Source organism: Streptococcus infantis (genome assembly GCF_047463635.1).
GTDB classification, from domain to species: domain Bacteria; phylum Bacillota; class Bacilli; order Lactobacillales; family Streptococcaceae; genus Streptococcus; species Streptococcus infantis_W.
In genome coordinates this window covers 1-24,981 of sequence record NZ_JASHDL010000018.1, presented here as the reverse complement: position 1 = coordinate 24,981, position 24,981 = coordinate 1, and the positions used below count along the sequence as shown (strand labels likewise).

The following is a 24,981-nucleotide window of genomic DNA, read 5'->3' as shown; positions in this document are numbered from 1 at the left end:
TGCAGGATTTATAGGATTTATTTAAAACAAAAAAGACTAGACAAGTCTAGCCTTTCTTATTAATTAGAATTTTTTACGTTTACGAGCTGCTTCTGATTTACGTTTACGTTTTACAGAAGGTTTTTCATAGAATTCACGTTTGCGTGTTTCTTGAAGAGTACCAGCTTTAGTAACTGCACGTTTGAAACGACGAAGAGCATCGTCAAGAGATTCATTCTTACGTACTACTGTTTTAGACATTTTTTTCACTCCCTTCAAGTTCAAGATCTATTCTATTTTACACGGAATAAAGAAAATTGTCAAGAAAAAAATGAAATTCTCCCAAATCATTCAATTTAAAATTTATAAGATTTTACCATTATATCTAGCCTAGTTCTCCACTTCTAAAGTTTGTTCTAAACGAACACTTAATTTTTTAATTTCTAACCCCATGTGGTCTAGGTACTCCCAATAATCTGACGGTAGATCAAAAATGGTATATAAGTCCTTGCTGTCAACGTGATCAACAAGATGTTTCAGTATTTGCTCTCGAATAAAATATAAATCCTTTACTTGACCTAAACTAATAGCTTCCAGCTTTGCTAAATACTGACATAAAGCAGAAAGTGAAGAACAATCAAATTTGTCTTCTTCATGTAAAAAATACAAAAAATTTTGATTTTCAACCCTTATCATATTTGAAATATATTCAGAGCAAAAAACCACCCAATCCATAGGATCGAATGGTCTTTAATGATTAAAATCTTATTTTTTTAACAAACTGAGTGCTGCTGCATCTGCGATAATGGTCACATCCGGATGGTTTTGTAGGCTACTTGCCGGTAGACTTTCTGTCACAGGGCCTTCAACGGTTCCAGCGATAGCTTCTGCTTTTGATTCACCATAAGCAAATAGAAGGATAGACTTAGCATCCAAAATGTTCTTAATCCCCATTGAAATAGCTTGGGTTGGAACATCTTCAATCTTCTCAAAGAAACGCGCGTTAGCTTCGATTGTAGACTGATCTAGCTCTACAAGGTGAGTTTGGCTATCAAATGGTGTGCCTGGTTCGTTAAAGCCAATATGACCATTACGACCAATCCCTAAGATTTGTAGGTCAACGGGATGGTCAGCAAGAATTTGGTTGTAGCGTTCTACTTCTGCTTCCGCATTATCCTTGACACCACGTGGCAAAAAACTTTCTTTAAATGGTTTCTTGTTGAAAAGATTTTCTTGCATAAAGTAACGATATGATTGAGGATTGTCTCCATCAAGACCTACGTACTCATCCAAGTTCACACTTGTAAGATTTGAAAAATCAAGATCGCTCTCAACGATTCGTTGGTAAAATTCCAGAGGGCTACTTCCTGTTGCAAGTCCCAATGTTTGTGCACCGTTTTCCAATTTTTCTTTTAAGATATCAAAAGCAACTTTTCCACCTTCAATTGGATTTTCCACTTGAATAACTTTCATAATTTTGTCCTCCATATTCTTTATTTTATTATATGGTATAGACCAATTTTTGTCAAGTGAAAACGATTTATTTTTGTTGAAAATATGACAGTAGCCTCAAAATAGCTACTGTCTTGTCTCATTTGATTCTTAAAACCTTGATAGACTTGACAAATAGTAGGAAAGAGCCAAAAAAGCTCGATAATATTTGTAATAGGCAAATTCCTATAGATATTATGGAGCTTTTTATTGTATCGAATTGTCAAATGAAGAGCAGATAGTAGATTGCATACAGAATAGTGCACTGTGACTTCTAAAACATTGCTAGAAATTGATTTGACTTCCTTAATCAATTTATCCAGATTTTATTTCACTTCACTATACTTTCAAGGTCTATTATTTAGTATATCCTCCGACAAGTGAATGGTATCATCAACTAACATGAGATTGCTAGCATTGAAAGAATTTTTTTAATAATATTAGCAACATATTTATTTTACAAAAAATATTAATCATAAAAAATCTTGTTCATCTATACTGAATCTATAAAATATATTTTTTTAAAGTATTTGATAAAGCTTGATAACCAGCGACACTGAGATGAAGACCATCCGTTGTATAGTCTGCCTTGAGTTGCCCCTCTTGATCGAGTAAGTTCTCAAAAACAGGCACAAATTCAACCTGCATATAGGCAGAGGCAAGGTCTTGATAGGCTTGGTTCCAGGCATTGATTTTCTCATTGGTACGAATATAAACTGTCTGTTTAAAATTCTCCCCCTCATTGACCGGCAAGATTGAAACTAGCTTTATCTGTGACAGTGGATAGTCGCGTGAAATAGTTTGAATCACACTCTCAAGATTGTTTAGCGCTTCATTTATTGGAACATCTTTTCCGATGTCATTTGTCCCAATCAAAAGCACAATTTGATCCACTGCATCGCCATAGAGATGGGCATCAAGATTTTCTTGTAAAAGTCCAGTCTGGTAGCCTCGAATCCCTCGGTTCACAATGGTTTTTGACGTTCCCAATAATTCTTGCAAGGGATAATACTCTATAATGGAATCCCCGATAAAAATGATATCTGGTTCCATTACAGAAATCTGATTGAGTTCACGATACTTGGTTTGGATTTTCTCTTGCTCTTTTAAGAGCCAGTTCTCTAATAGTTGTACTGCCAAGTTATTCTCCTTCTTCTAGCCAGTTTTCTAAAGCTTGGTAAACACCTGCCTGACTGTTGGCTGGCGCCACTTTTGTCGCAACTTTCTTGACAGACTCCTCAGCATTTTCCATCGCGTAAGAAATTCCTGCCAACTCTAACATTTCGATGTCATTTTCACTGTCTCCAAAAGCCATGATTTGTTCAGATTTTAAGTTCCAGCGTTTGAGCAATTCCTCTAAGCCCCAAGCCTTATGAATCCCATCCTGTAAGATATCGATACAGCCATAGCCACTAGAGACAGCTCGAACCTGACCATCAAACAAGTCATTGATTTCCTGTAAAACAGAATTTAATCGTTCTTCTCCAACAACCATACTCATCTTGAGGACACCTCCAAAGAGACTGGAGTCAAATTCATCAACAAAGTGCATCCGTTGATAGAATTTCTCTATCATCTCCTGAGTCATAAATTTATCAAGTTCTGTAAAGACAGTGCCTTCCTTGACAAATCCACCATTCATCCCAGTTACGACAAACTGATCCTGACACTCTCTGCCTTTAAAATGAGCTAAAGCTCTATCAACCATAGCATCATCCCAAGTCTGAGCTTGAATCAATTGATCATTTTCGAATATACGAGCACCATTAGCAACCACAAGAACGACTCTCTCTGCTAAATGTCCCAATAATTGCCGCATACGATGAACTTCATTTCCCGTTGCAATGACAAAACGAACGCCACGTTGATCGAGTCGGTCCAAGATTTTTTCGAGGCGTGTTAGATCCAATTGTCCTTTAGGGTCCAACAAGGTACCATCCATATCTGTTGCAATAACTTTAATCTCCATCTTTTTCCTCTCTTAATGTCACTACCACTTCAAACCTACATGCTCATTCATTTCTTTATAGGCTGTATCTATCCGTTCCTTGGTATCTTCATCTAACTGACTGCGGTATTTTCCACCCTCTATAAAATCTTCCAAGATATAGGTCTGATAAAGAAAAAGTGGATAGCCGTCAGGTGAATAGGTGCCTTTTGGAGTACGGTTAACCCAAGTTGGATGAGCCTCTGCAGTCTCAATAGTTGTCTTGCCTGCTTTCTTCTTTATGGTTACGTCCATGAGGACTCCACGCTCCGTCCACTTGGCATTTTCCTCATCCTGCATGGTTTCAATCCGCTGATTTGAGATGAAATTCCCCATAGAATAGATAATGAGTTTCTTGTCCCCATCTTTCTCAACCGTTTCAGCAGGTTCAACTACGTGAGGATGGCCACCAAAGATAATATCTGCTCCCCAATCAATCATCTTGTGATAGAGTTGCTTTTGCTCTTCAGTTGGTTCCAATTGGTACTCAATTCCCATCTGAGGCATGATGACCGTAATATCCGCCTCTTTCTCTGCTCGCTCAATTTCAGCCTTCATCTTGTCTTCATTTAGGTCAGCAAGATGATTATCATAGTCTTCTTTAGAAATATATTCTTCAATGCCATTAAATCCATAAGAATAGGCTAAAAGGGCAACTTTAATTCCATTGACTTCCTTGATAACTATCGGTGCTTTATCTCGTGGTTCATGAGTATAGACTCCTATTGGTGTCATTCCAGCTTTTTCGATAGCATCTGCAGTTGAAAAAACTCCCTCAATCTGAGAATCCAAAATATGATTGTGAGCCAAGTCTAAGACCTGATAACCAGCATCCTTTATAGCATCCATGACTTCACCAGGTGCATTAAACAAAGGGTAGCCAGCTAAATAATGGCTAGGACTTATCGTCCCCTCAAAATCACCGATGACTAAGTCAGCTTGCTTGAGCCAAGGTTTTACATACTCAAAATTTTCATGAAAATCGTAAGTCCCATCTTCTTTTAGAGCAGTTCTATAAATCGGAATATGATAGAGCAAATCCCCATTTGCCATAATACGCGCACTTGTTTCTTGCTCCGTATCTGCATTCTTTTCCTGAGAATTTAACTTTTTCTGCACAGCACTTGGATCACTACTGCTTAAAGAAATCCCTCGAACTCCTTCCACTAATAAAGTAAAAATCATCAAGATAGCTACCGAAGCTAACAAGACCACAATAAAAGTGCGATTGTTCCACTGCTTATAGTTCCTGAAAAATCGAACAGAATGTCTAATAGCATGTAGAACAGGACCTTTTTTTCTTTTTCTACTACGTTGTTCCAAATTTTTTCTCCCTACTTTTTGATGCAAGTCACCTTACCTTATTATACCACAGACAAATTGGTATTTCCTTTTATTATATTATTTTTTAGCAACTTCTGTGACTTTCTTTCTCATCTGTTTTGTGTTATCATGTAATTGTAATAGAAGGAAAGGAAAGGAAAGAATATGTCTGCTATAGAACGAATTACCAAAGCTGCTCATTTAATCGATATGAAAGATATTATCCGCGAAGGGAACCCTACTCTTCGTGCCGTTGCCGAAGAGGTCTCTTTCCCCTTGAGCGACCAAGATATCATTCTTGGAGAAAAAATGATGCAATTTTTGAAACACTCGCAAGATCCTGTTATGGCTGAAAAATTAGGTCTACGTGGAGGTGTTGGGCTTGCTGCACCACAGCTGGATATCTCAAAACGCATCATCGCCGTACTGGTACCAAATATCACTGAGGAAGATGAGACTCCTCAAGAAGCCTATGATTTACAGGCTGTCATGTACAATCCGAAAATCGTCTCACATTCAGTCCAAGATGCTGCCCTAGGCGAAGGGGAAGGTTGCTTATCTGTTGACCGTGCTGTTCCAGGTTATGTTATCCGCCACGCTCGAGTAACTGTCGACTATTTTGATAAGGATGGAGAAAAGCACCGCATCAAACTTAAGGGCTATAACTCTATTGTAGTTCAACACGAAATTGACCACTTAAATGGCATTATGTTCTACGATCGCATCAATGAAAAAGACCCATTTGAAGTTAAAGATGGTTTGCTCATTCTTGAATAAAGAAAATCCCGTTGCAAGACGGGATTTTGTGTTATAATGAAGATATGAAAACAAACGATATTGTCTATGGCGTTCATGCCGTCACAGAAGCTCTTTTAGCAAATACTGGAAACAAACTCTACCTTCAGGAAGATTTACGAGGAAAGAATGTGGAAAAAGTTAAGGAATTGGCTACTGAAAAGAAAGTATCCATTTCTTGGACTTCTAAAAAATCACTTTCTGAGATGACTGAAGGAGCTGTTCACCAAGGTTTTGTCTTGCGTGTTTCTGAATTTGCCTACACTGAACTCGAGCAAATTCTTGCTAAGACACGCCAGGAAGAAAACCCACTACTACTAATCCTTGATGGTTTAACGGACCCACATAATCTCGGTTCTATCTTGAGAACAGCGGATGCAACCAATGTTTCAGGTGTTATCATTCCCAAACACCGAGCTGTCGGCGTCACTCCTGTCGTTGCAAAAACAGCAACAGGTGCGATTGAACACGTTCCTATCGCTCGCGTGACCAATCTCAGCCAAACCTTGGACAAACTCAAGGATGAAGGCTTCTGGACCTTTGGAACTGATATGAATGGAACTCCTTGCCACAAATGGAATACAAGTGGTAAAGTCGCCCTCATCATCGGAAATGAAGGCAAAGGTATCTCAAGCAACATCAAGAAACAAGTAGACGAGATGATCACCATTCCTATGAATGGTCACGTACAGAGCCTCAATGCCAGTGTCGCAGCTGCTATCCTCATGTACGAAGTCTTTAGAAATCGATTATAATAAAAAGGTGAGGTTGGGACAAAAAGATCCCGACCTCACTTTTTATTAGCAATCAAACTTTGACGCGGTAGCTGATTGAACTTTTTGTTCGTCTTTTAGACTCCAAAAAGCTCCTAATCATCCTCGCGGGGCTGGGACTACGAAATCGAGACTTTGTCTATCGATTTCTATCCCACCGCCTTTTTAACTATGTTCAGTAATATATTTATAGGCCTCTTGACCTGCAATAGCACCATCTCCAACAGCTGTTGTAACTTGTCGAAGGTCTTTTTGACGAACATCACCAACAGCAAAAATACCTGCAACACTTGTCTTCATGTGATCATCTGTCACAATCCAACCCGCTTGGTCTCGAATCTGCAACTCTTGTACGAAGTCACTAACAGGGTCCAATCCAACATAGATGAAGACACCACCAAAGGCTTGTTCTGTCACTTGTCCAGTTTTAACATTTTCAATGGCAACCGACTCAACACGGTTCTCACCCTTGATTTCTTTGACAACCGAATCCCAAATGAAGTTGATTTTTTCATTGGCAAAAGCTCTATCTTGCAAGACTTTTTGAGCACGAAGTTCATCACGACGGTGAATGATAGTTACAGACTTAGCAAATCGTGTTAAGAAGATTGCTTCTTCAACTGCTGAGTCACCTCCACCTACGACCAACAAATCTTGGTCGCGGAAAAAGGCTCCATCACAAACCGCACAGTAAGAAACACCACGGCTATTGAGTTCTTCTTCACCTGGAACTCCCAAGAGACGGTGTTTGGAACCAGTCGCTACTATAACTGTACGAGTTTCATAAACTTGGTCGTCTATTACGACTTTTTTGAATTCCCCATGATCCTCAACATTTTCAACGAAGCCATAGAGATGCTCAACACCCAGATTTTCAAGAGGTTCAAACATTTTTTCAGCTAATTCAGGACCACTGATATTAGCATAACCTGGATAGTTTTCAATGTCAGAAGTATTATTCATCTGACCTCCTGGAAGGCCTCCTTCAATCAAAGCCACTTTCAGATTACTGCGTGCTGCATACAAGGCTGCAGTCATCCCAGCAGGGCCTGCACCGATAATAATCGTATCGTACATTCTCTTTCCTTCTTTCTTGTTGTAACCATTTTTATTCTAACGGATTAAATCCTATTTTACAACTATTAAGCCTTGATAACCAACAAGATGCTCATGGTTGCAAAAGACAATACTGGAATTGTTAAAACTCCAATCATAATCATATCGTAGAGATGGGCTTGACGTGCTTTAGCAGTTTTGTCAACCCCCGACAGAGCTCTAAGTCCAATCCAGAGTCCCAAAATAATCAAGACCAGTAGAATTGTCAACACTAAACTCTCTAAATACAAAGCAAATAGCTGAACTAGCATGCTCTCTCTCATTTCTATTAATTTTAAAGAGCAAACCCAGTTGGCCTAGCCAACTGAGTCTTTCTTGTCTTCTATTATATCAAATATAGGTCCGTTTGTAACTAGCAAAGAATTCTTTTGTTCGTTCTTCTTTAGGATGATTGATAATCTCATCTGGTGTTCCAGACTCAATAATCTTTCCTTTATCCAAGAACAAAACCTTATCAGCTACCTGAGAAACAAAGGACATATCGTGACTAACCAAAATCATAGTTTGACCTGATTTTGCAGCATTAGCAATAGATCGTTCTACCTCACCAACCAATTCTGGATCAAGGGCTGAAGTAGGTTCATCCAAGAGCAAGATAGCTGGCTTCATGGCCAAAGCACGTGCCAAAGCTACCCGTTGTTTTTGTCCACCTGATAAGTGGCGAGGATAATGCTGTTGACGATCTGAAAGACCAACCTTAGCCAACTCTTCCTTGGCAATCTTAGTTGCTTCTTCGTCGGATAATTTCTTGACAACAACCAAGCCTTCCTTAACATTGTCTAGGGCTGTTCTACGTTCAAATAAGTTGAACTGTTGGAACACCATGGACAACTTGCGACGAAGAGTCAAGATTTCATCTTGAGTAATTTGAGAAAAATCCACTTTGAAATCATCAATCTGAATGCTTCCACTATCAGGTGTTTCCAGATAATTTAGGCTACGAAGAAAGGTTGATTTTCCGGCTCCTGATGAACCAATCAAAGCCACTACTTCCCCTTTTTGAATATCTAAATTCAGATGATCCAAGACGGTTTGACCTGAAAAGGATTTGCTTAAATTTGAAATCTTAATCATTAGCGAAGGTCTCCTTTCACATCTGTTTTCACATTATCTGGTGCTTCGATTGCCATTTTTCTCTCAATAAAGCGGCCAAGATTTTCAATAGCGATATTTACCACCCAGTATACAAGGGCAACTGAGATGAAACGTTCGAAGTAACGGTAATCGGCACCACCCAAAATCTGAGCTTGGGCAAAGACTTCTACAACACCCGCACTAAAGGCTAGGGAAGTACCCTTAGTCAAACCGATTAGGGAGTTAATCAAGGTTGGTGTAGCAACCACTGCTGCATTTGGAATAATCACACGACGATAGACTTGAGCACGTGTCATTCCAAGACTACGAGCGGCTTCAATCTCTCCAGGATTGACAGAAAGAATAGCGGCACGGATAGTTTCACTAGCGTAAGCTGCTTCATTAAAAGCAAAGGCTACAATGGCAAAAGCTGCAGCCGGAATCGCATTGATATTAAAAGCAGTCCCCCATTGTTGATTCAACGCTTTTAATGCTAGAGGAATTCCATAGTAAGTCAACATCAGCTGCACTAGGATTGGTGTCCCTTTTAAGAAACTAACAAAGAATGCTTGTAATGGATAAAGAATTCTAACGCGATTAATTTTTACAATAGCAAAAACCAAGGCCAAGATGATGCCAAAAAAAGCACCAAATACTGTCAACATCAATGTTGTTGGCAATTGTTGTACAATTCTTGGAATCCCATCAAAGACAGAACGAAAACTAAACAGTTTACCGTCTGGAATATACTGCATCAAGTTTTGGTACCAATCTGATGCTAAAAGTGTTGTAACATTCATAGAAACATCCTCTCCTGATAATGAATCATTCTATCATACTTCTGCCTAGATTTAAAATATTTGCTACGTGCAGAAGAGACTTTGTCTACCTACTAGTTTATCATACTTTAAAAGTGTGAGGTTATATATTTTACCTATCAAGGAGATAGAAAAAAACTATTTCAAATCCAAGTTGTCATAGGTTTTACGATAGCCAATTTGTTTAACAACACCATTCTCCACTAATATTGGACGTTTTAATAACATACCATCACTGGCCAAGAGTTTGGCTGCTTCTTTATTGGATAAAGTCCCAACCTTATCTTTTAAGCCCAGTTCACGGTATTTAATTCCACTGGTATTGAAAAATTGCTTCAACTCAAATCCTGAAGTTTCAAGCCAGTTTAAAATAACCTTTTCACTCGGAGTCTCTTCTACGATATGAACATCCTTATATTCTAGTCCGAGTTGATCTAACTCCTTTTTTGCTTTCTTACAAGTTGTACATTTTGGGTATTCGATAAATTCTAACATTTTCTTTTCTTTCTATTCTTTATTCTCTTGAAATGCTGTACCTTCATGCTTTAAGAGCCAGGCCTTCTTATCGAGCCCCCAAGCATAGCCTGTCAGACGTCTCCCAGCCCCTAGCACACGGTGACAGGGGACAAGGATAGACCAGGGATTGCGCCCTACTGCTCCTCCGATTGCTTGGGCAGAAGCCACCTGCAAGTCCTTAGCTATTTGTCCATAAGTAACTGTCTGACCAAAAGGAATTCCACGCAAGTAGTTCCAGACTCTTTTTTCGAAGTCACTACCGACAGGAGCTAAAGGCATCTTAGATAAGTCTTGATCTTGCCCCTTAAAATAAGTCTCTAAATAGGAAGTAATTTGATTTAAAATGGGATGACTTTCAACAAGAGTTACATCATTTTCAGATAATCCCTTCTCAAAATCACTCTCTTCTTCAATCCATATCCCAAACAGATAGTGGTCATCTGCAACCAGAGATAAAATCCCAACCGGAGACTTGTACAGCATTTTTGCATACTTCTTAGGCATTTGATTTTATTTTTTGATAGGCCAAGCGTTCCCCGTCTACTGGAACTTTACCGACCTGTTTAAAGCCAAGTTTTTCAAAAATATGCTGCATGGCTTTGTTTTTAGCGTGCGTATCTGAACGAAAATCTAGGTAATCAAAGCCTTCAATCAAGCCTTCCAAAAAGGTCTGAGCAACACCTTGACCTTGCATATCACTGGCAACTGCGATACGATGAAATACTAAGTATTCTGTTTCTCTTCCTTCCCAGCTTCCATCATAAATGGCTTCATAGGCTTTTTCTGGACTCTTGGTTACTGCTGCATAAGCTAAGAGCTCTCCTTCTTCCAGGGCTACATAAGCCTGACCTGAGATAATATCTTCGATAATCGTATCAGTATTTGGGTAACCATTTTGCCATTGGGTGCTACCAGCTTCCGCCAAGCTTTTTTTAGCTTCCTCAATCACTTGCATAATTGCATCTACTTCGTTTGGAAAGGCTAAACGAATTTCCATCTTATCTCCTCTTTTCTGACTAGTTTCTCTCATCATAGCATAATTTAAGGCTTTCTACAAGCAGTTAAAACTTGACTTTTGATTTCTATTATTTTATAATCTGGTTATCAAAACTAGATAAACAGGAGTTGGAAATGAAATCTACTTTTTCCTACCCAGAATGGGACGAAATTCCAAACATTGATCTCTATTTGGATCAGGTCCTACTTTATGTAAGTAAAGTTTGTTCCCCAATTTCTCTTGCTAAAGAGAAAGGTTTAACTGCATCAATGGTGAACAACTATGTCAAACACGGCTATATCAGCAAACCTGAAAAGAAAAAATACCAACGCAAACAAATCGCCCGATTAATTGCTATCACAACGCTCAAGTCTGTTTTTTCAATCCAGGAAATTGCTCAAACCCTTAATACCCTACACACAGAGACTAACTCAGAAGAGCTTTACAACGCTTTTGTGTACTACATGAACGAAGACATTGACCCAGCCAATCCTATTATCCAAGCAAGTTGCCAAACGGTTAAACTCTATCATCAGACACTTGCTCTTGTCTATACAGAAAATGAAGAGGAGGAAACAAATGAATACTAGTTTTAAACTTAGCAAACGCCTTAGTTTTGGAGAAGAAATAGCAAACAGTGTCACCCATGCTGTAGGGGCTCTTATCATGCTGATTTTGCTCCCTATCTCATCGACATATAGTTATGAAGCTCATGGATTTTTATCATCGATCGGGGTGTCGATTTTCGTTATTAGCCTCTTTCTCATGTTCCTTTCATCGACCATTTATCATTCTATGGCTTATGGTTCCACTCATAAGTATGTCTTGCGCATTATCGACCATTCCATGATTTATGTTGCGATTGCTGGCTCTTATACTCCTGTCGTTTTGACCTTGATGAATAACTGGTTTGGTTATCTGATTATCGCCATTCAGTGGGGAACAACTATTTTGGGTATTCTTTATAAAATCTTTGCCAAAAAAGTCAATGAAAAATTTAGTCTAATTCTCTACTTAATCATGGGTTGGTTAGTTGTGGCTATCCTACCAGCAATCATCAGTCAAACAAATCCAATCTTTTGGACTCTTATGGTATCAGGTGGGCTTTGCTATACAGTTGGTGCTGGATTTTACGCTAAGAAGAAACCATACTTCCACATGGTCTGGCATCTCTTCATCCTAGCAGCTTCAGCTCTCCAATACATTGCCATTGTTTATTACATGTAAAAATAGGCCGGGAAAATCCCGACCTATTTTTATTTGCACATGTTGATAAAGTATTGATGCAAGCGAAGATCATTTGTCAATTCAGGATGAAAGGATGTTACCAGCATATTCTTTTCTTGTGCCGCAACGATTTGATTGTTCACAATCGCTAGAACATCAACACCCTTACCAACTTCACTAATAATAGGTCCACGGATAAAGGTCATGGGAATTTTGCCAACACCCTTACAGTCTGCTTCGGTATAAAAGCTTCCTAGCTGACGTCCATAGGCATTGCGCTCAACTATTATATCCATAGTCGCTAGATGACTTTCCTCTTGAGAAGTGATTTGACTCGCTAGCAAAATCAAACCGGCACAAGTCCCAAAGACTGGTAAACCATTGAGAATAGCCTCTCTTAGAGGGAGTAGCATATTCTGGTCACGTAGGAGTTTTCCCATAGCTGTCGACTCACCTCCAGGTAAAATCAATCCTGACAGAGTACTCTGATGCTGCTGAAAATCTTCTAGGTTTCGCAGTTCAATACTTTCTACTCCTAGTTTTGCAAGGACTTTCTCATGCTCTACAAAGGCACCTTGCAAGGCCAATATTCCAATTTTCATCTATTTTCCTCGCTCAGCCATGAGAATTTGGATTTCATTCTCATTGATACCAACCATGGCTTCTCCCAAATCTTCTGAGATTTGAGCTAAAATTTGAGGATTTTGATAGTTTGTGACTGCTTTGACAATGGCTGCTGCACGTTTAACAGGATCACCTGACTTGAAAATCCCTGAACCAACAAAGACACCTTCTGCACCTAGCTGCATCATGAGAGCAGCATCTGCTGGTGTTGCAACTCCTCCAGCTGCAAAGTTGACAACTGGTAATTTCCCATGTTCGTGGACGTATTGAACTAATTCTACCGGAACTTGGAGTTCTTTTGCTGCGACATAGAGTTCATCTTCACGGAGATTTTGGATGCGACGGATTTCTTGATTCATCATGCGCATATGACGAACAGCCTGAACGATGTCTCCTGTTCCTGGCTCTCCTTTTGTACGGATCATCGATGCTCCTTCAGCAATACGACGCAAGGCTTCACCCAAGTCTTTTGCACCACAAACAAAAGGAACTTGGAATTCTTTCTTGTCCACATGGAAACGATCGTCAGCTGGAGATAACACCTCACTCTCATCGATATAGTCAATCTCGATGGCTTCTAAAATCTGTGCTTCAACAAAATGCCCAATTCGAACCTTGGCCATAACTGGAATGCTGACTGCTTCTTGGATTTCCTTGATCATCTTTGGATCGCTCATACGAGAGACACCACCAGCTGCACGAATATCCGCTGGGATTCGCTCCAAGGCCATAACCGCTGCTGCACCTGCAGCCTCTGCAATTCTTGCTTGTTCAGGATTTTGAACATCCATAATGACGCCACCTTTAAGCATCTGTGCCAAATTTTTATTTAATTCATAACGATTTTCAGTCATTTTCTCTTCCTCAATAGTTGTATTGGTAGCTACAGTTTTATTGTAAGGTAGAAATGACTCAAGAACAAGATAAAAAAAATTGATTTGTCCGGGTACAATTATATCAATCATCAATAAAAGTACCCACAGAGGGTACTTTTATTTCTTAGATTTTTTAATGTTTTTAACAAGATAAAACAGATATCCTGAAACCATGTAGGCAACAAAGATAATGGCTGCCCATCTAAAGACAAATCCCCAACCATATTTATTGGCATTCAAGAAGAAATAAGGGAAGGGACTATCCTTAGCGTTAGGAACGTCCATCTTTAGAACAAAGCCGTTTAAGATTGCAAATCCCATATAGAGCAGTGGTAAAACTGTCCATACAATAGGATCAAACCACTTATATTGACAACTCTTATCAAAAATGATGGTATCAACTAGAAACCAGAGGGGTACGATATAATGGCAAAGGAAGTTTTCCAAACGGTAAAAATCTTTTGTCAAGGGAGCCAACATGAAATGATAGATGACACAGGTAATCATGATACTCATGGTGATACCACCCTTGAGTCGCAAAAGACTTGAACTTTGCCAATAATCACCCTCACGTCGCATCTTCCATAAAAGATAACCTGTAAAAATCATCACCAAGAGGTTGGAAAGCACTGTATAGTAGAGCAACATTCCGAAACCACCGTGCTTGGTAATTTCCAGATAAATACCTGTAAATGCTGCTAAAAACATAAAAGCCCGACTGAAAAAAATTATTTTATTCCAAGCAGTCATGATTAGATCTTTTTAACAAATTCTGATTTCAATTTCATAGCACCAAAACCATCAATCTTACAATCGATGTTGTGGTCACCTTCAACAATACGGATATTTTTAACACGTGTCCCTTGCTTAAGGTCTTTTGGAGCACCTTTTACCTTAAGGTCTTTGATCAAGGTTACTGTATCACCGTCAGCCAATTTATTTCCATTAGCGTCGATAGCAACAAGGCCTTCTTCAACCTCAGCTTGCTCAGCAGGATTCCATTCATAAGCACACTCTGGGCAGACTAGCAAGGCTCCGTCTTCATAGACATATTCTGAATTACATTTTGGGCAATTTGGTAGATTGTTCATCTTATCTCCTTCTATTTTCATGATGGTTTGAATGTCAAATTTTCGTTAACAAAGACTATTATACCTTAAAATTAAAAATTTGACAAATTGCTAAAAAACCGACTCACCACTATCGTGGTCAATCGGTTAAAATTTCAATTAAAAATGTTTGACTGCTTCTGATTTAATTTTTTCGACAACTTCTAAAATACTTAGCCCTGTTGTGTCCAAATAGATTGCATCATCTGCCTGCTTAAGAGGAGAAGTTTCACGATGACTATCTTTATAATCACGCGCAGCAATCTCTTCTTTCAAAGTTTCCAAATCTGTTTCGATCCCCTTTGAAAGATTTTCCTTATAACGTCGTTCTGCACGTTCATCCACTGAAGCAACAAGAAAAATCTTCAATTCAGCTTGAGGTAATACAACTGTACCAATATCTCGACCATCCATGACGATTCCGCCTTGTTGGGCAATTTCTTGTTGAAGGGCTACCAATTTTTCACGAATAGCTGGAATGGCTGCAAAAGCAGATACAGCATTGGTTACTTCATTTTCACGGATTGGATTGGTAACATCAACGTCTCCAACAAAAACAAGCTGTTCCCCTGTTTCAGCACGACCAAAGCTAATCGGATATTGTTCCAATAATTCAAGAAGTCGAGAAGACTCTTCTGGACTTACTTGGTTGTTCAAAGCGATGTAAGTCGCAGCACGATACATGGCACCTGTATCCAGATAAGTATAGCCAAAGTCCTTAGCGATAATCTTAGCTACTGTACTTTTACCACTGGATGCTGGTCCATCAATAGCGATCTGAATTGTTTTCATTCTAACTCCTATCTTGTCTTAAGGACATCACCAGGATTTGCAAACCAAGTTCCTGAAGACATATGACCAGGGTTCAAGGCTTCAAGCTGGGCAATAGAAATGCCTGCTCTAGCTGCAATAGCTGCTTCACCTTCACCTGCAAGGACAGTAATGGTTCCCTCAGCATTTGTATGTTCCTCTGAACTACTTGAAGAAGTTGATCCTGCTTCAGAACTTGATACTTCAACTGAACTACTTGATGATGTTGAAGAAACTTCCTCTACCTTAGGCGCAGAAGAATCATGAAAATCTTTCAAGGCTGCTGTACGATCACTTCCACCAGATGACAGGTAGATTAAAACAGCAATCATACCGACAACGATAACAAAGAAAATACAAGCCAAAATGGTTAGAATACGGTTGGCTACCACTCCTGTTCCCTTATTTCCTCTACTTCTTCGTTCCGAACGACTTTCCTCGATGTCGTAAATATCTTCTTGCCATGGTTCCTTTTCCATACCTTACTCCTTGTTTTTTTTCTAATTTCTTATTACAATATAAATATGAAAATCACACTTATACCTGAACGATGCATTGCCTGTGGGCTATGCCAAACCTATTCTGATTTATTTGATTACCATGATAATGGTATTGTGCGTTTCTATGATGATCCTAATCTACTAGAGAGAGACGTCCCAGCTAGTGAAGAGCTACTGGAAGCTGTGAAACAGTGTCCCACTCGCGCGCTCATCAAAGATTAATTTGTCATCAGCGGTGATTCGATTTCCAAATCCCACTTCCTCTAGTTTAGCATATTTTTCCAGAAAATTATAGTCTTTTGAAGGACTTATTTTTAGTAAATCTTATCATGACTCACTCTGTTCTTTTATCAGATAGAGGGGTCTTTTTTTCGTTTCCATATAAATTTTACTGATATATTTTCCGAGAATCCCAATCGTCAATAATTGGACACCACCAAGAAATAGAATGACAGCCATCAGAGAGGTCCAACCAGAAGTTGGATTGCCCAGTACGAGAGTACGGACAACTACAAACAATGTCATCACTAAAGCCAGAAAACACGACGAAAGGCCAGCAACAAAGGCTAATATTAAAGGGAAATCTGAAAAATTCACAATCCCTTCAATAGAGTAGAAAAAGAGTTGTCTAAAACTCCAACTTGTCTTACCTGCCTGCCTTTCAACATTAGGGTATTCTAAATAGTGAGTACGGAAACCAACCCAGGCAAAGAGTCCTTTGGAAAAGCGATTGTATTCTGTCAATTCTAACACTGCATCCACAACTGATCTTCTCATCATCCGAAAATCACGGACACCCGATGGAAGGGCTACTGGGCTAATTTTTTGCATAAAACGATAAAAAAAATCTGCGCAGAAACTACGTAAAAAAGGTTCTCCTTCTCGACTGGTTCTGCGTGTTCCAACGCAGTCCAAGTCTGGATTCTGATCTAGTAGTTCCTTCATCTCAAGCAAGAGGCTTGGTGGATCCTGAAGGTCTGCATCCATAACTACCACCAAATCTCCACTTGCTTGTTGTAAACCTGCATATATGGCCGCTTCCTTCCCAAAATTTCGCGAGAAAGAGATATAATGTACTGCAGGATTTTTCTCTCGATAAATCTTTAGAACGTCCAAAGTCCTATCAGTCGACCCATCATCTACAAAAATATATTCGATTTCTGTTCCCAAATCTGGGATCAGTACTTCAAGAGTTTGATAAAAAAGAGGAAGTACTTCCTCTTCGTTTAAACATGGGACTATGATTGAAATCATCATTTTAGTCTTCAAATCCATTTGGATGCTTACTTTGCCAACGCCATGCATCTTCACACATTTCTGTAATACCAAGTCCTGCTTCCCATCCAAGTTCTTCCTTAGCTTTGGCTGGGTCTGAGTAACATTCTGCAATATCACCAGGACGGCGCTCCACAATACGATAAGGAATCGGGCGTCCGACTGCTTTTTCCATATTTTGGATAATTTCAAGGACAGAATAGCCTTTCCCTGTACCAAGGTTGTAAATGTTTAGTCCTGAACCTTTTTGAAGCTTCTTAAGGGCCGCAACGTGCCCTTTTGCTAAGTCAACGACGTGGATATAGTCACGAACACCTGTTCCATCTTCTGTATCGTAGTCATCTCCAAAGACCTGAACTTGTTCCAACTTACCAACTGCGACTTGTGTAACATATGGAAGAAGGTTATTTGGAATACCGTTTGGATTTTCACCCAAATCACCGCTCTTATGCGCTCCGATTGGGTTGAAGTAGCGAAGTAAAACAACGTTCCATTCTGAATCGGCTTTATAGATATCCGTCAAGATTTCTTCAAGCATCAACTTAGTACGACCATAAGGGTTAGTAGCAGAAAGAGGGAAATCTTCGAGGATTGGAACAGTATGCGGATCTCCATAAACTGTTGCTGAAGAGCTGAAGATGATATTCTTACAGTTTGTCTCTTCCATAACTTTCAAGAGACTGACAGTTCCAGCAATATTGTTATCATAGTAGGCAAGTGGGATACGTGTAGATTCCCCTACAGCTTTCAAACCAGCAAAATGAATCACACCTGTTGGTTCTTCATGTTTGAAAATATCACGAAGTGTATCTGTGTCACGAATATCTGCTTCGTAGAAAGGAATTTCTACCCCAGTGATTCTTTCGACTACTTCAAGACTTTTACGACTACTGTTTACCAAATTATCGACAACAACAACTTGGTGTCCTGCTTGGACCAGTTCGATGACGGTGTGAGTTCCGATAAAACCAGCTCCACCCGTTACCAGAATTTTTTCTTGCATTTTATTTCCTCAATTCTTGGATTATTTTTTTCATTTTACCATTTTTGATAGGGAAAGTCATTTACTTTCCTAACACTATCGTAAAATCTAAGTAAAAGATTTACTATTGTTTCTTTTTAATGTATCTTTCAGTTGGATAATCTGCTGGATCCAATACTCCACTTCTTCCTTGAAGCATTTGAGCTAGGTGATAACCGATAATAGGACCAGTCGTTAACCCTGAAGATCCTAGACCACTTGCTGTATAGACTCCTGATAAGTTTGGAACCTGTCCGAAAAATGGAGAGAAATCACTTGTATAAGCACGAATCCCCACACGTTCACCAGATAAAATTGCATCCTTTAAGCTAGGATAAAACGGACTTGCTGCCTCCTCCATTTGTTGGAGCAAATTCTCGTCAACTGTTAGGTCAAATCCCATGTCATTTTCATGGGTAGCTCCTAGAGATAATTTACCGCCTGGAAATGGTATCAAATCCCACTCTCCTTCTGGCATAACCACAGGGTATGTTCCCATGTCTTGTTTCACTTGATAATCTCTAAGTTGTCCTTTTTGAGGACGAACATCCACCTCATATCCTAAGGGATCTAACATGTGTCCAAGCCAAGCTCCCGTAGATAAAATTACTTGGTCAAACATTTGATTGTCTATCTGATAGCCTGATGATAGAGGTTTCAGACTAACCTCTTTCTTTATAACTTTCACTTGACTGGTTTCCAATAACCGACTTACTAGGAGTTGCCCGTCTACTCGAGCTCCTCCAGAAGCATAGAGTAATCTTTCAAATCCCTCTAATTCAGGGAACAACTTATTTGTAGCGGTTTGATCCAGAATGGCTAATTCCCCTATTAAGGGAGATTCATCTCTACGTTGCAAGGCTAAGTCATAGAGTTCCTCGAGCTTGGAATCATCTTTTTTGAGAAGGAAGACTCCTGAGCACTGGTAGAAATCAACCTTTTGACCAGTTTTTTCTAAATCAGCTAATAAATCTACATAAAAGTCTGCTCCTAGGCGCGCCATCTTATACCAAGCTTTATTGCGTCGTTTAGAGAACCAAGGACTGATGATTCCTGCTGCGGCCTTGGTAGCTTGTCCGTACCCATGATCAAAGACAGTTACTTCGACATCTGCTTCCTTAGAGAGATAGTAGGCAGCTGTTGCCCCTACAATTCCTGCTCCTACAATGGCAACTTTTTTCATTGTCTTTACCTTCTAACTAGATATGATGGAATGGATTGGTAGAAGCCTGACTTGCGATTACTTCTAGTGACCAAGCATTCTCTTCCTTCCATTCGTTCAAGAGCGCTGCAATTCTTTCCACAAAAAGCACTTCGATATAGTGTCCTGGATCTAGAGCTAACAAACCATCTGACAACATATCTTGGGCAGTATGGTAGTAAATATCACCAGTGATATAGACATCTGCCCCCTTTGCCAAAGCATCCTTATAGAATGACTGCCCACTGCCACCACAGATGGCCACTCTTGAGATGGTTTTTTGCAAATCACTCTCTTGATAATGTACCATTCGAAGACTATCTAGACCAAAGACTTGCTTGACACATTGGGCCAATTTCCCAAATGTCTGAGGCTGAATATTTCCAATACGTCCAATCCCACGTTCAGGGCCTGTCTCCTGCAGATAAATCGTCTCCTCGATACCTAGCATCTGGCAGAACCAGTCATTGAGACCATTTTCAACGATATCAATATTGGTATGGCTAACATAAACTGCGATGTCATGCTTGATTAGGTCGATGTAAATCTGATTTTGAGGACGACTAGCTACCAAGTCCTTAATCGGACGAAAGATAGGCGCGTGCTTAACGATAATCAGATCAACACCCTTGTCAATAGCTTCAGCGACTGTCTCTTCACGAATATCAAGGGCAACCATGACTTTTTTAATTTCCTTGTCTAGGGTGCCAATTTGCAGACCACGACTATCACCTTCCATAGAAAATTCTTGTGGGCAATAGGCTTCATAACGCTTAATCACTTCACTTGCTTTCATGGAGCACCTCCTTAATGGCTTGAATTTTATCTGCTAGAACCTGACGTTCTTCTTGATTTTTTTCTGGAATTTGACTAAGGGCAAACTCAAGCTTAGCAGCTTCTTTTTGCCATTTTTGGATGAAGACTGGACTGACTTCTTTGGACAAGAATGGGCCAAAGCGGACATCAGTTGCTGATAGATTCATTTCGCCAACTTCTGCAACTATGATCTCGTAGAATTTCCCTGCTTCTTCTAGGATACTTTCTGCTATGATTTGAAAACCATGCTCTTGTAACCAAGAACGCAACTCATCTTCTCGGTTATTTGGTTGAAGAATCAAACGATCAACATTGGCAAGTTTGTCTAATCCTTCTTCTAAGATCGTAGCAATCAAACGGCCACCCATTCCAGCAATAGTGATGACAGAGACTTGGTCAGCCTCTTCAAAAGCTGCCAGGCCATTGGCTAAACGAACCTGAATTTTCTCAGTCAAACCATGACTCTCAACATTTTTGACTGCAGATTGATAGGGACCTACCACTACCTCTCCTGCAATGGCACGCTCAATGTGACCTTTTTCAACTAGTTCAATCGGTAAATAAGCATGGTCGCTTCCGACGTCCAGTAAAACAGCTCCTTGGGGAACAAAAGAAGCTACCGTTTCTAATCTCTTCGAAATCATTTTCTCTCACTTTCCAAAAGTCTATTTCCCTTTATTATACCATATTTTGTCTAGCAATTCTGTACCTAAAAAAGACCGCAATCAAGGATTGCAGCCTTTCTTTATTTTTTTGCTTGATAACGACTTGTCAGGATGAAAATGACAGCAAATATGACCATCATAATGCCATAGACAGGTAATGTTTGTCCTGTAAGTGTTGAAATTTCAAGCAATTTTTGAATTCTTGGAAATAGAGCTGTTCCAAGGAAGCCACCAACTGACCAAATAATCAAGAGAACACGCCACAGACTAAATGGCAAACAAGCTCTAACTACAGACATGAAACCAATCGATGCCAATAGATAATACAAAAGTGTCGAAATTTCAATTGCCGACCAACCTTGACTGGTTCCAAAAATTTTAATAAATAGAACGCTAAAGACTACCATCAAGGCACTTGGTAGTGCACGGAGCATGGATTTTCTGAGGAAGTTTTGTTCTACTGGTTTAATATTTCGCTCAAAGGTCAATACGAACGGTGGGAAGCCTTCCACGAACTGGTCAATCATGGTAATCTGAATCGGAATGAATGGGAAAATTAAAATCCATTCAGTACGTCCCAACAAAGCACTCGCAATACAGATGACTGCAAGCAGGAAGGAATAGATTGTCTTAATCAAGAAAATTGGAGCAATGTGGGCAATGTTATTGACCACACGACGACCTTCAAAGAGAATCTCAGGAACATCATTAAAGTCTGAGTTCAAGAGGACCAGATTTGCAATCTGACGAGTCGCTGGATCTCCTTCAGCCATCACGATGGAACAATCTGCCTCACGGAGGGCAAGGATATCATTGACACCATCTCCTGTCATTGCAGTCGTATGACCTGCTTTTTTCAACGTTTGGATGATCAGTTTCTTTTGATGAGGAGAGACACGTCCGAAAATCGCTGTCTCCTCAGCCATGGCAACCAACTCTTCATCAGTAATTTTCGAGCAATCTACGTAGCTGTGGTAATCTGCAAAACCAGCTTTTTGAGCAATACTTGAAACCGTAACTGGATTATCACCAGAGATAATTTTCAGCCCCACTTCCTGAGAACGAAGATAGTCTAGAGTTTCAGCTGCCCCTTCTCGGATTGGATCTAGAATTTCAAGCAAAGCCAAAGCCTGAATATCAGATGGCTTTTGTGGCTTGTGGTGATCAAGTTTTTCTTGACTGAGGGCCAGAACTAAGACACGAGATCCTCGTTCAAGAGCTTCTCTAGCCTCATGAACTTCAGCATCCAACAACATCTCCGGTGCACCTAGGAAAACAGTTCCGAGACCTTCCAACTCCATTGCTCCCCATTTACGATCGCTAGAAAATGGAAGACTAGAAATCATCGGATAAGCTACTTGACCTTGAAAACGTTGACGGATAGCTTGAGCTGTAGGATTTTTATCCTCACTGTTTGCCATATAGCTGGTTAGTATGTCGGCAATAGCATCCTTGTCATAAGTCTGGGTCAGAGGAAGGACAGTCTCAACCTGCATCTTCCCTTGGGTGATGGTACCTGTCTTATCCAAGCAGAGCATATCCACGCGCGCTAGGGTTTCAACAGAGTACATCTCCTGCACCAAGACCTTTTTCAACCCAAGCTTGATAACAGCAGTTAAGAGAGAGGTAATGGTTAAGAGGGCAATCCCCTTAGGCAACATTCCCAAAAGAGCCGTAGATGAATTCACTACAGAAGACTTCAGTGGTAAACCTTTTAAGACCAAAGCTTCAAGCAAAAGAGCAATTCCAAATGGAATGATGATTTTACCCGTAAAACCTGCTAGCTGGTCTAGCGATTTCATGATACGTGAGTTGATGGGTTTAACTGTCTTAGCTTCAAGCATGAGTTTGGCTGCATAGTTATCTGCTCCTACATGATGAACTTGAGCAAAGACAGAACCACTGGCAAGAAAACTACCTGACAACATTAAGTCTTCTACTTCTTTTTGCACCAAGTCGCTCTCGCCCGTTAACATGGCTTCATTGACTTCTGCAAAACCTTCTAATACAATCGCATCACTTGGAATTTGATCCCCTGCAGACAAGCGAATCACATCATCCAAAACAAGCTCTTCAGGGTCTAAAGCAATTTCTTGTCCATCACGGATAGTGGTAATCTTTTCTTTATTCAGGAGATTGAGTTTATCAACCATATGCTTGGCACGTAGCTCGGTTACAATTCCTGAAAAAGCATTAAAACAGATAACCGCAAAGAAAACCAGGTTGCTCCAGGCTTGAACAAAAGCGAGCGCTAATGCAATAGCAAAGTTTAAAGCATTGAAGAGAGTAAAGACATTTCGTTTTACAATCTGCCAAGTACTGGTACTAGCTGATGCTTTGAAATCATTGACCTGTCCCTGTTTCTGACGTTCTTTAACTTCTGATTGGCTTAAGCCTATAATTTTATTTTTATCCATAAGTTCTATCATATCATTTTTTTAAAAATAATTCTAATTTCATATGAAGAGCAATTCCGCCTAAACAAAAAAACATTTGCTTGTCCTAGTATGATAAGGTATAATAAAAGAAAGAAAATTGAAGGAGATACCATGTTTTATACTTATCTTCGTGGGCTGGTTATGTTGATTCTTTGGTCTATCAACGGTAATGCTCATTATCATAATACGGATAAAATTCCGAGTCAAGATGAAAACTATATTCTAGTTGCGCCCCATCGTACCTGGTGGGATCCAGTTTATATGGCCTTTGCGACCAAACCGAAGCAATTTGTATTTATGGCTAAAAAGGAACTCTTTACCAACCGTATCTTTGGCTGGTGGATTCGCATGTGCGGTGCCTTTCCAATCGATCGTGAAAATCCTAGCGCTTCGGCTATCAAATACCCTATCAATGTTCTTAAAAAGAGCGACCGATCTCTCATCATGTTTCCAAGTGGTAGTCGCCATTCTAACGATGTCAAAGGTGGCGTAGCTCTGATTGCCAAAATGGCTAAGGTTCGCATCATGCCAGTTACTTACACTGGCCCAATGACCTTAAAAGGACTCATCAGTCGCGAACGTGTCGATATGAACTTCGGAAATCCTATCGATATCTCGGACATTAAGAAGATGAATGATGAGGGAATTGAGATAGTTGCTGAACGTATCCAATCAGAATTCCAACGTCTGGATGAAGAAACAAAACAATGGCACGATAATAAAAAACCAAATCCTTTGTGGTGGTTTATTCGCATACCAGCACTGATTCTTGCTGTCTTAGTTGCGATTGTTACCATCGTCTTTAGCTTTATTGCAAGTTTTATCTGGAATCCAGAAAAAAAACAAAATCAATTAGGTTAGAAGAAAATGGCTTTAGGACATTCCCTAAAGCTATTTTAATTTGACTGACAGCCGATTACTTTTAAATAAAATATTTTATTGACAAAGATTTGATTCTATAGTATACTTTTTAAGTAAGCTGATTTAGCTCAGTAGGCAGAGCGCATCCATGGTAAGGATGAGGTCGCCGGTTCGATCCCGGCAATTAGCATTGTTTAACAGTTCCTTGGTATAGGAACTTTTTTTATTGACATTTTATGGATCTTATAGTAGAATAGACAATGCGATGAGTCGATATGTAGCGAGAGCTACTATTGAGCAAAGGAGGTCATAACGCAGGAGCGGACCTTGAGAAATTGTGTGAACCGGTTTCTCACATGGAGATGCCTCTCAAAGCTTTCTGGTTTTTCCAGAGAGCTTTTTTTATTTTCCTAAACGCCACTAAATCCTATCTGGGTTTAGTCGTAAAGATACTAAGATGACCAATGAAATCTCTAATTACAGCAAAAGTTACAGGGCAAACTGTATTATATACCTTAGCATTGAAAGGAAAATGATATATTTTACCCCTCGTAACAAAAAAAGGCTCTATAATATTTGTAGTGGGTAAATCCCCTATGGATATTATGGAGCCTATTTTTGTGTAGAAAAAAAGTCCCATATGACCTATAATGAAAAGCGATCAAACAACTCATTAGAAAGAATCATATG

At 39.7% G+C, this 24,981-nt stretch carries 31 protein-coding genes and 1 tRNA gene; 7 read left to right on the top strand and 25 right to left on the bottom strand.

All coding sequences use genetic code 11. From position 1 onward, the window contains the following. Nucleotides 1–63 precede the first annotated feature (63 nt). The 6 genes from rpsU to QM867_RS09065 all read right to left on the bottom strand — a co-directional run bounded on the left by rpsU (nucleotide 64) and on the right by QM867_RS09065 (nucleotide 4,780). Nucleotides 64–240 (bottom strand): 30S ribosomal protein S21, encoded by a 177-nt coding sequence (gene rpsU / locus QM867_RS09090; RefSeq protein WP_000048054.1) that lies wholly within the window; start codon nucleotides 238–240, stop codon nucleotides 64–66. Between the two features lie 129 nt (nucleotides 241–369). Continuing rightward, nucleotides 370–714 carry a hypothetical protein gene (locus QM867_RS09085; protein WP_315940860.1) on the bottom strand — a complete coding sequence of 115 codons (345 nt, stop codon included), beginning with the start codon at nucleotides 712–714 and terminating at the stop codon, nucleotides 370–372. A 30-nt stretch (nucleotides 715–744) separates the two neighbouring features. Then, nucleotides 745–1,452: a glucosamine-6-phosphate deaminase gene (locus QM867_RS09080; protein WP_049508421.1), complete on the bottom strand. Its 708-nt coding sequence runs from the start codon at nucleotides 1,450–1,452 to the stop codon at nucleotides 745–747. 522 nt (nucleotides 1,453–1,974) lie between these two features. Continuing rightward, on the bottom strand, nucleotides 1,975–2,610 hold the full coding sequence (locus tag QM867_RS09075; RefSeq protein WP_075231803.1) for an SGNH/GDSL hydrolase family protein: 636 nt from the start codon (nucleotides 2,608–2,610) through the stop codon (nucleotides 1,975–1,977). 1 nt (nucleotide 2,611) lies between these two features. Next, nucleotides 2,612–3,439, bottom strand: a complete 828-nt coding sequence (locus QM867_RS09070) for an HAD family hydrolase (protein ID WP_414315612.1) — start codon at nucleotides 3,437–3,439, stop codon at nucleotides 2,612–2,614. A 21-nt stretch (nucleotides 3,440–3,460) separates the two neighbouring features. After that, nucleotides 3,461–4,780, bottom strand: coding sequence for a CapA family protein (locus tag QM867_RS09065; protein ID WP_414315611.1), 1,320 nt, complete (start codon nucleotides 4,778–4,780; stop codon nucleotides 3,461–3,463). 165 nt (nucleotides 4,781–4,945) lie between these two features. On the opposite strand from QM867_RS09065, the gene def reads away from it, so the two are divergent. Together def and rlmB are read left to right on the top strand one after the other, a co-directional pair. Further along, a complete protein-coding gene (gene def, locus QM867_RS09060; protein WP_075231800.1) occupies nucleotides 4,946–5,557 on the top strand; it encodes a peptide deformylase in 612 nt (203 codons plus the stop codon). Nucleotides 5,558–5,601: 44 nt separating this feature from the next. Then, nucleotides 5,602–6,330, top strand: coding sequence for a 23S rRNA (guanosine(2251)-2'-O)-methyltransferase RlmB (gene rlmB / locus QM867_RS09055; RefSeq protein WP_248034622.1), 729 nt, complete (start codon nucleotides 5,602–5,604; stop codon nucleotides 6,328–6,330). A gap of 183 nt (nucleotides 6,331–6,513) precedes the next feature. Here rlmB and trxB read toward each other — a convergent pair whose 3' ends face one another. From trxB to QM867_RS09020, 7 genes are all read right to left on the bottom strand, one after another. After that, on the bottom strand, nucleotides 6,514–7,425 hold the full coding sequence (trxB, locus tag QM867_RS09050; RefSeq protein WP_281334596.1) for a thioredoxin-disulfide reductase: 912 nt from the start codon (nucleotides 7,423–7,425) through the stop codon (nucleotides 6,514–6,516). A 65-nt stretch (nucleotides 7,426–7,490) separates the two neighbouring features. Then, nucleotides 7,491–7,715, bottom strand: coding sequence for a DUF4059 family protein (locus tag QM867_RS09045; RefSeq protein ID WP_414273655.1), 225 nt, complete (start codon nucleotides 7,713–7,715; stop codon nucleotides 7,491–7,493). Nucleotides 7,716–7,794: 79 nt separating this feature from the next. Beyond that, entirely contained in the window at nucleotides 7,795–8,538 is a 744-nt protein-coding gene (locus QM867_RS09040) for an amino acid ABC transporter ATP-binding protein (protein WP_045762917.1), read from the bottom strand. Then, nucleotides 8,538–9,338 (bottom strand): amino acid ABC transporter permease, encoded by an 801-nt coding sequence (locus QM867_RS09035; protein ID WP_045762916.1) that lies wholly within the window; start codon nucleotides 9,336–9,338, stop codon nucleotides 8,538–8,540. The genes QM867_RS09040 and QM867_RS09035 overlap by 1 nt, the downstream gene beginning before the upstream one ends. 156 nt (nucleotides 9,339–9,494) lie before the next feature. Further along, complete coding sequence (locus tag QM867_RS09030) at nucleotides 9,495–9,851, bottom strand: Spx/MgsR family RNA polymerase-binding regulatory protein (protein ID WP_083303335.1); 357 nt, start codon at nucleotides 9,849–9,851, stop codon at nucleotides 9,495–9,497. Nucleotides 9,852–9,863: 12 nt separating this feature from the next. Beyond that, complete coding sequence (locus tag QM867_RS09025) at nucleotides 9,864–10,355, bottom strand: methylated-DNA--[protein]-cysteine S-methyltransferase (RefSeq protein ID WP_414315610.1); 492 nt, start codon at nucleotides 10,353–10,355, stop codon at nucleotides 9,864–9,866. Between the two features lie 13 nt (nucleotides 10,356–10,368). Continuing rightward, on the bottom strand, nucleotides 10,369–10,869 hold the full coding sequence (locus tag QM867_RS09020; RefSeq protein WP_414315609.1) for an N-acetyltransferase family protein: 501 nt from the start codon (nucleotides 10,867–10,869) through the stop codon (nucleotides 10,369–10,371). A 134-nt stretch (nucleotides 10,870–11,003) separates the two neighbouring features. On the opposite strand from QM867_RS09020, the gene QM867_RS09015 reads away from it, so the two are divergent. Together QM867_RS09015 and trhA are read left to right on the top strand one after the other, a co-directional pair. After that, nucleotides 11,004–11,459, top strand: a complete 456-nt coding sequence (locus tag QM867_RS09015; RefSeq protein WP_414315608.1) for a DUF1836 domain-containing protein — start codon at nucleotides 11,004–11,006, stop codon at nucleotides 11,457–11,459. Next, entirely contained in the window at nucleotides 11,449–12,096 is a 648-nt protein-coding gene (gene trhA / locus QM867_RS09010; RefSeq protein WP_414315607.1) for a PAQR family membrane homeostasis protein TrhA, read from the top strand. The genes QM867_RS09015 and trhA overlap by 11 nt, the downstream gene beginning before the upstream one ends. Nucleotides 12,097–12,125: 29 nt before the next feature. Here the strand turns inward: trhA and pdxT are convergent, their stop codons facing one another. The 6 genes from pdxT to QM867_RS08980 all read right to left on the bottom strand — a co-directional run bounded on the left by pdxT (nucleotide 12,126) and on the right by QM867_RS08980 (nucleotide 15,993). Next, entirely contained in the window at nucleotides 12,126–12,698 is a 573-nt protein-coding gene (gene pdxT / locus QM867_RS09005; RefSeq protein ID WP_414315606.1) for a pyridoxal 5'-phosphate synthase glutaminase subunit PdxT, read from the bottom strand. Further along, on the bottom strand, nucleotides 12,699–13,574 hold the full coding sequence (pdxS, locus tag QM867_RS09000; protein ID WP_006153788.1) for a pyridoxal 5'-phosphate synthase lyase subunit PdxS: 876 nt from the start codon (nucleotides 13,572–13,574) through the stop codon (nucleotides 12,699–12,701). Nucleotides 13,575–13,712: 138 nt separating this feature from the next. Further along, entirely contained in the window at nucleotides 13,713–14,345 is a 633-nt protein-coding gene (locus tag QM867_RS08995; RefSeq protein WP_414315605.1) for a Pr6Pr family membrane protein, read from the bottom strand. A 2-nt stretch (nucleotides 14,346–14,347) separates the two neighbouring features. Further along, on the bottom strand, nucleotides 14,348–14,686 hold the full coding sequence (locus tag QM867_RS08990) for a zinc ribbon domain-containing protein YjdM (RefSeq protein WP_045762909.1): 339 nt from the start codon (nucleotides 14,684–14,686) through the stop codon (nucleotides 14,348–14,350). A gap of 138 nt (nucleotides 14,687–14,824) precedes the next feature. Beyond that, on the bottom strand, nucleotides 14,825–15,496 hold the full coding sequence (gene cmk / locus QM867_RS08985; RefSeq protein ID WP_414311220.1) for a (d)CMP kinase: 672 nt from the start codon (nucleotides 15,494–15,496) through the stop codon (nucleotides 14,825–14,827). Between the two features lie 8 nt (nucleotides 15,497–15,504). After that, complete coding sequence (locus QM867_RS08980) at nucleotides 15,505–15,993, bottom strand: SAG1386/EF1546 family surface-associated protein (RefSeq protein ID WP_281334601.1); 489 nt, start codon at nucleotides 15,991–15,993, stop codon at nucleotides 15,505–15,507. Between the two features lie 45 nt (nucleotides 15,994–16,038). On the opposite strand from QM867_RS08980, the gene QM867_RS08975 reads away from it, so the two are divergent. Continuing rightward, entirely contained in the window at nucleotides 16,039–16,236 is a 198-nt protein-coding gene (locus tag QM867_RS08975; protein ID WP_083303333.1) for a ferredoxin, read from the top strand. A gap of 105 nt (nucleotides 16,237–16,341) precedes the next feature. Here the strand turns inward: QM867_RS08975 and QM867_RS08970 are convergent, their stop codons facing one another. From QM867_RS08970 to QM867_RS08945, 6 genes are all read right to left on the bottom strand, one after another. Beyond that, entirely contained in the window at nucleotides 16,342–17,289 is a 948-nt protein-coding gene (locus QM867_RS08970; protein WP_281334602.1) for a glycosyltransferase family 2 protein, read from the bottom strand. Then, the gene (gene galE, locus QM867_RS08965) at nucleotides 17,273–18,292 is read right to left on the bottom strand and encodes a UDP-glucose 4-epimerase GalE (RefSeq protein ID WP_153224919.1); all 1,020 of its coding nucleotides are present in this window, start codon (nucleotides 18,290–18,292) and stop codon (nucleotides 17,273–17,275) included. Before galE ends, QM867_RS08970 begins: the two co-directional genes overlap by 17 nt. Before the next feature lie 103 nt (nucleotides 18,293–18,395). Beyond that, nucleotides 18,396–19,493: an NAD(P)/FAD-dependent oxidoreductase gene (locus QM867_RS08960; protein WP_414315604.1), complete on the bottom strand. Its 1,098-nt coding sequence runs from the start codon at nucleotides 19,491–19,493 to the stop codon at nucleotides 18,396–18,398. A 16-nt stretch (nucleotides 19,494–19,509) separates the two neighbouring features. Next, on the bottom strand, nucleotides 19,510–20,307 hold the full coding sequence (locus QM867_RS08955) for a Nif3-like dinuclear metal center hexameric protein (protein ID WP_414315603.1): 798 nt from the start codon (nucleotides 20,305–20,307) through the stop codon (nucleotides 19,510–19,512). Further along, the gene (locus QM867_RS08950; protein WP_414315602.1) at nucleotides 20,294–20,971 is read right to left on the bottom strand and encodes a tRNA (adenine(22)-N(1))-methyltransferase; all 678 of its coding nucleotides are present in this window, start codon (nucleotides 20,969–20,971) and stop codon (nucleotides 20,294–20,296) included. Before QM867_RS08950 ends, QM867_RS08955 begins: the two co-directional genes overlap by 14 nt. A 101-nt stretch (nucleotides 20,972–21,072) precedes the next feature. Further along, the gene (locus QM867_RS08945) at nucleotides 21,073–23,409 is read right to left on the bottom strand and encodes a cation-translocating P-type ATPase (RefSeq protein ID WP_371607429.1); all 2,337 of its coding nucleotides are present in this window, start codon (nucleotides 23,407–23,409) and stop codon (nucleotides 21,073–21,075) included. Nucleotides 23,410–23,541: 132 nt separating this feature from the next. Here QM867_RS08945 and QM867_RS08940 point away from each other — a divergent pair, with 132 nt between their 5' ends. Then, entirely contained in the window at nucleotides 23,542–24,291 is a 750-nt protein-coding gene (locus QM867_RS08940; RefSeq protein ID WP_414315601.1) for a lysophospholipid acyltransferase family protein, read from the top strand. 117 nt (nucleotides 24,292–24,408) lie between these two features. Continuing rightward, a tRNA-Thr gene (locus QM867_RS08935) sits at nucleotides 24,409–24,481 on the top strand. Nucleotides 24,482–24,981: the final 500 nt, after the last annotated feature.

What these genes read in the sequence shown, in the direction of transcription:
- QM867_RS09025 (WP_414315610.1), bottom strand. Translation starts at nt 10,355, where the DNA reads ATGCTGTACAAGTCTCCGGTTGGGATTTTATCTCTGGTTGCAGATGAC.
- rpsU (WP_000048054.1), bottom strand. Translation starts at nt 240, where the DNA reads ATGTCTAAAACAGTAGTACGTAAGAATGAATCTCTTGACGATGCTCTT.
- QM867_RS08975 (WP_083303333.1), top strand. Translation starts at nt 16,039, where the DNA reads ATGAAAATCACACTTATACCTGAACGATGCATTGCCTGTGGGCTATGC.
- rlmB (WP_248034622.1), top strand. Translation starts at nt 5,602, where the DNA reads ATGAAAACAAACGATATTGTCTATGGCGTTCATGCCGTCACAGAAGCT.
- trxB (WP_281334596.1), bottom strand. Translation starts at nt 7,425, where the DNA reads ATGTACGATACGATTATTATCGGTGCAGGCCCTGCTGGGATGACTGCA.
- QM867_RS09085 (WP_315940860.1), bottom strand. Translation starts at nt 714, where the DNA reads ATGGATTGGGTGGTTTTTTGCTCTGAATATATTTCAAATATGATAAGG.
- QM867_RS08955 (WP_414315603.1), bottom strand. Translation starts at nt 20,307, where the DNA reads ATGAAAGCAAGTGAAGTGATTAAGCGTTATGAAGCCTATTGCCCACAA.
- pdxT (WP_414315606.1), bottom strand. Translation starts at nt 12,698, where the DNA reads ATGAAAATTGGAATATTGGCCTTGCAAGGTGCCTTTGTAGAGCATGAG.
- QM867_RS09035 (WP_045762916.1), bottom strand. Translation starts at nt 9,338, where the DNA reads ATGAATGTTACAACACTTTTAGCATCAGATTGGTACCAAAACTTGATG.
- cmk (WP_414311220.1), bottom strand. Translation starts at nt 15,496, where the DNA reads ATGAAAACAATTCAGATCGCTATTGATGGACCAGCATCCAGTGGTAAA.
- trhA (WP_414315607.1), top strand. Translation starts at nt 11,449, where the DNA reads ATGAATACTAGTTTTAAACTTAGCAAACGCCTTAGTTTTGGAGAAGAA.
- QM867_RS08960 (WP_414315604.1), bottom strand. Translation starts at nt 19,493, where the DNA reads ATGAAAAAAGTTGCCATTGTAGGAGCAGGAATTGTAGGGGCAACAGCT.
- QM867_RS08940 (WP_414315601.1), top strand. Translation starts at nt 23,542, where the DNA reads ATGTTTTATACTTATCTTCGTGGGCTGGTTATGTTGATTCTTTGGTCT.
- galE (WP_153224919.1), bottom strand. Translation starts at nt 18,292, where the DNA reads ATGCAAGAAAAAATTCTGGTAACGGGTGGAGCTGGTTTTATCGGAACT.
- def (WP_075231800.1), top strand. Translation starts at nt 4,946, where the DNA reads ATGTCTGCTATAGAACGAATTACCAAAGCTGCTCATTTAATCGATATG.
- pdxS (WP_006153788.1), bottom strand. Translation starts at nt 13,574, where the DNA reads ATGACTGAAAATCGTTATGAATTAAATAAAAATTTGGCACAGATGCTT.
- QM867_RS09030 (WP_083303335.1), bottom strand. Translation starts at nt 9,851, where the DNA reads ATGTTAGAATTTATCGAATACCCAAAATGTACAACTTGTAAGAAAGCA.
- QM867_RS08980 (WP_281334601.1), bottom strand. Translation starts at nt 15,993, where the DNA reads ATGGAAAAGGAACCATGGCAAGAAGATATTTACGACATCGAGGAAAGT.
- QM867_RS08970 (WP_281334602.1), bottom strand. Translation starts at nt 17,289, where the DNA reads ATGGATTTGAAGACTAAAATGATGATTTCAATCATAGTCCCATGTTTA.
- QM867_RS09020 (WP_414315609.1), bottom strand. Translation starts at nt 10,869, where the DNA reads ATGGAAATTCGTTTAGCCTTTCCAAACGAAGTAGATGCAATTATGCAA.
- QM867_RS09080 (WP_049508421.1), bottom strand. Translation starts at nt 1,452, where the DNA reads ATGAAAGTTATTCAAGTGGAAAATCCAATTGAAGGTGGAAAAGTTGCT.
- QM867_RS08990 (WP_045762909.1), bottom strand. Translation starts at nt 14,686, where the DNA reads ATGAACAATCTACCAAATTGCCCAAAATGTAATTCAGAATATGTCTAT.
- QM867_RS08945 (WP_371607429.1), bottom strand. Translation starts at nt 23,409, where the DNA reads ATGGATAAAAATAAAATTATAGGCTTAAGCCAATCAGAAGTTAAAGAA.
- QM867_RS09070 (WP_414315612.1), bottom strand. Translation starts at nt 3,439, where the DNA reads ATGGAGATTAAAGTTATTGCAACAGATATGGATGGTACCTTGTTGGAC.
- QM867_RS09015 (WP_414315608.1), top strand. Translation starts at nt 11,004, where the DNA reads ATGAAATCTACTTTTTCCTACCCAGAATGGGACGAAATTCCAAACATT.
- QM867_RS09045 (WP_414273655.1), bottom strand. Translation starts at nt 7,715, where the DNA reads ATGCTAGTTCAGCTATTTGCTTTGTATTTAGAGAGTTTAGTGTTGACA.
- QM867_RS09040 (WP_045762917.1), bottom strand. Translation starts at nt 8,538, where the DNA reads ATGATTAAGATTTCAAATTTAAGCAAATCCTTTTCAGGTCAAACCGTC.
- QM867_RS08995 (WP_414315605.1), bottom strand. Translation starts at nt 14,345, where the DNA reads ATGACTGCTTGGAATAAAATAATTTTTTTCAGTCGGGCTTTTATGTTT.
- QM867_RS08950 (WP_414315602.1), bottom strand. Translation starts at nt 20,971, where the DNA reads ATGATTTCGAAGAGATTAGAAACGGTAGCTTCTTTTGTTCCCCAAGGA.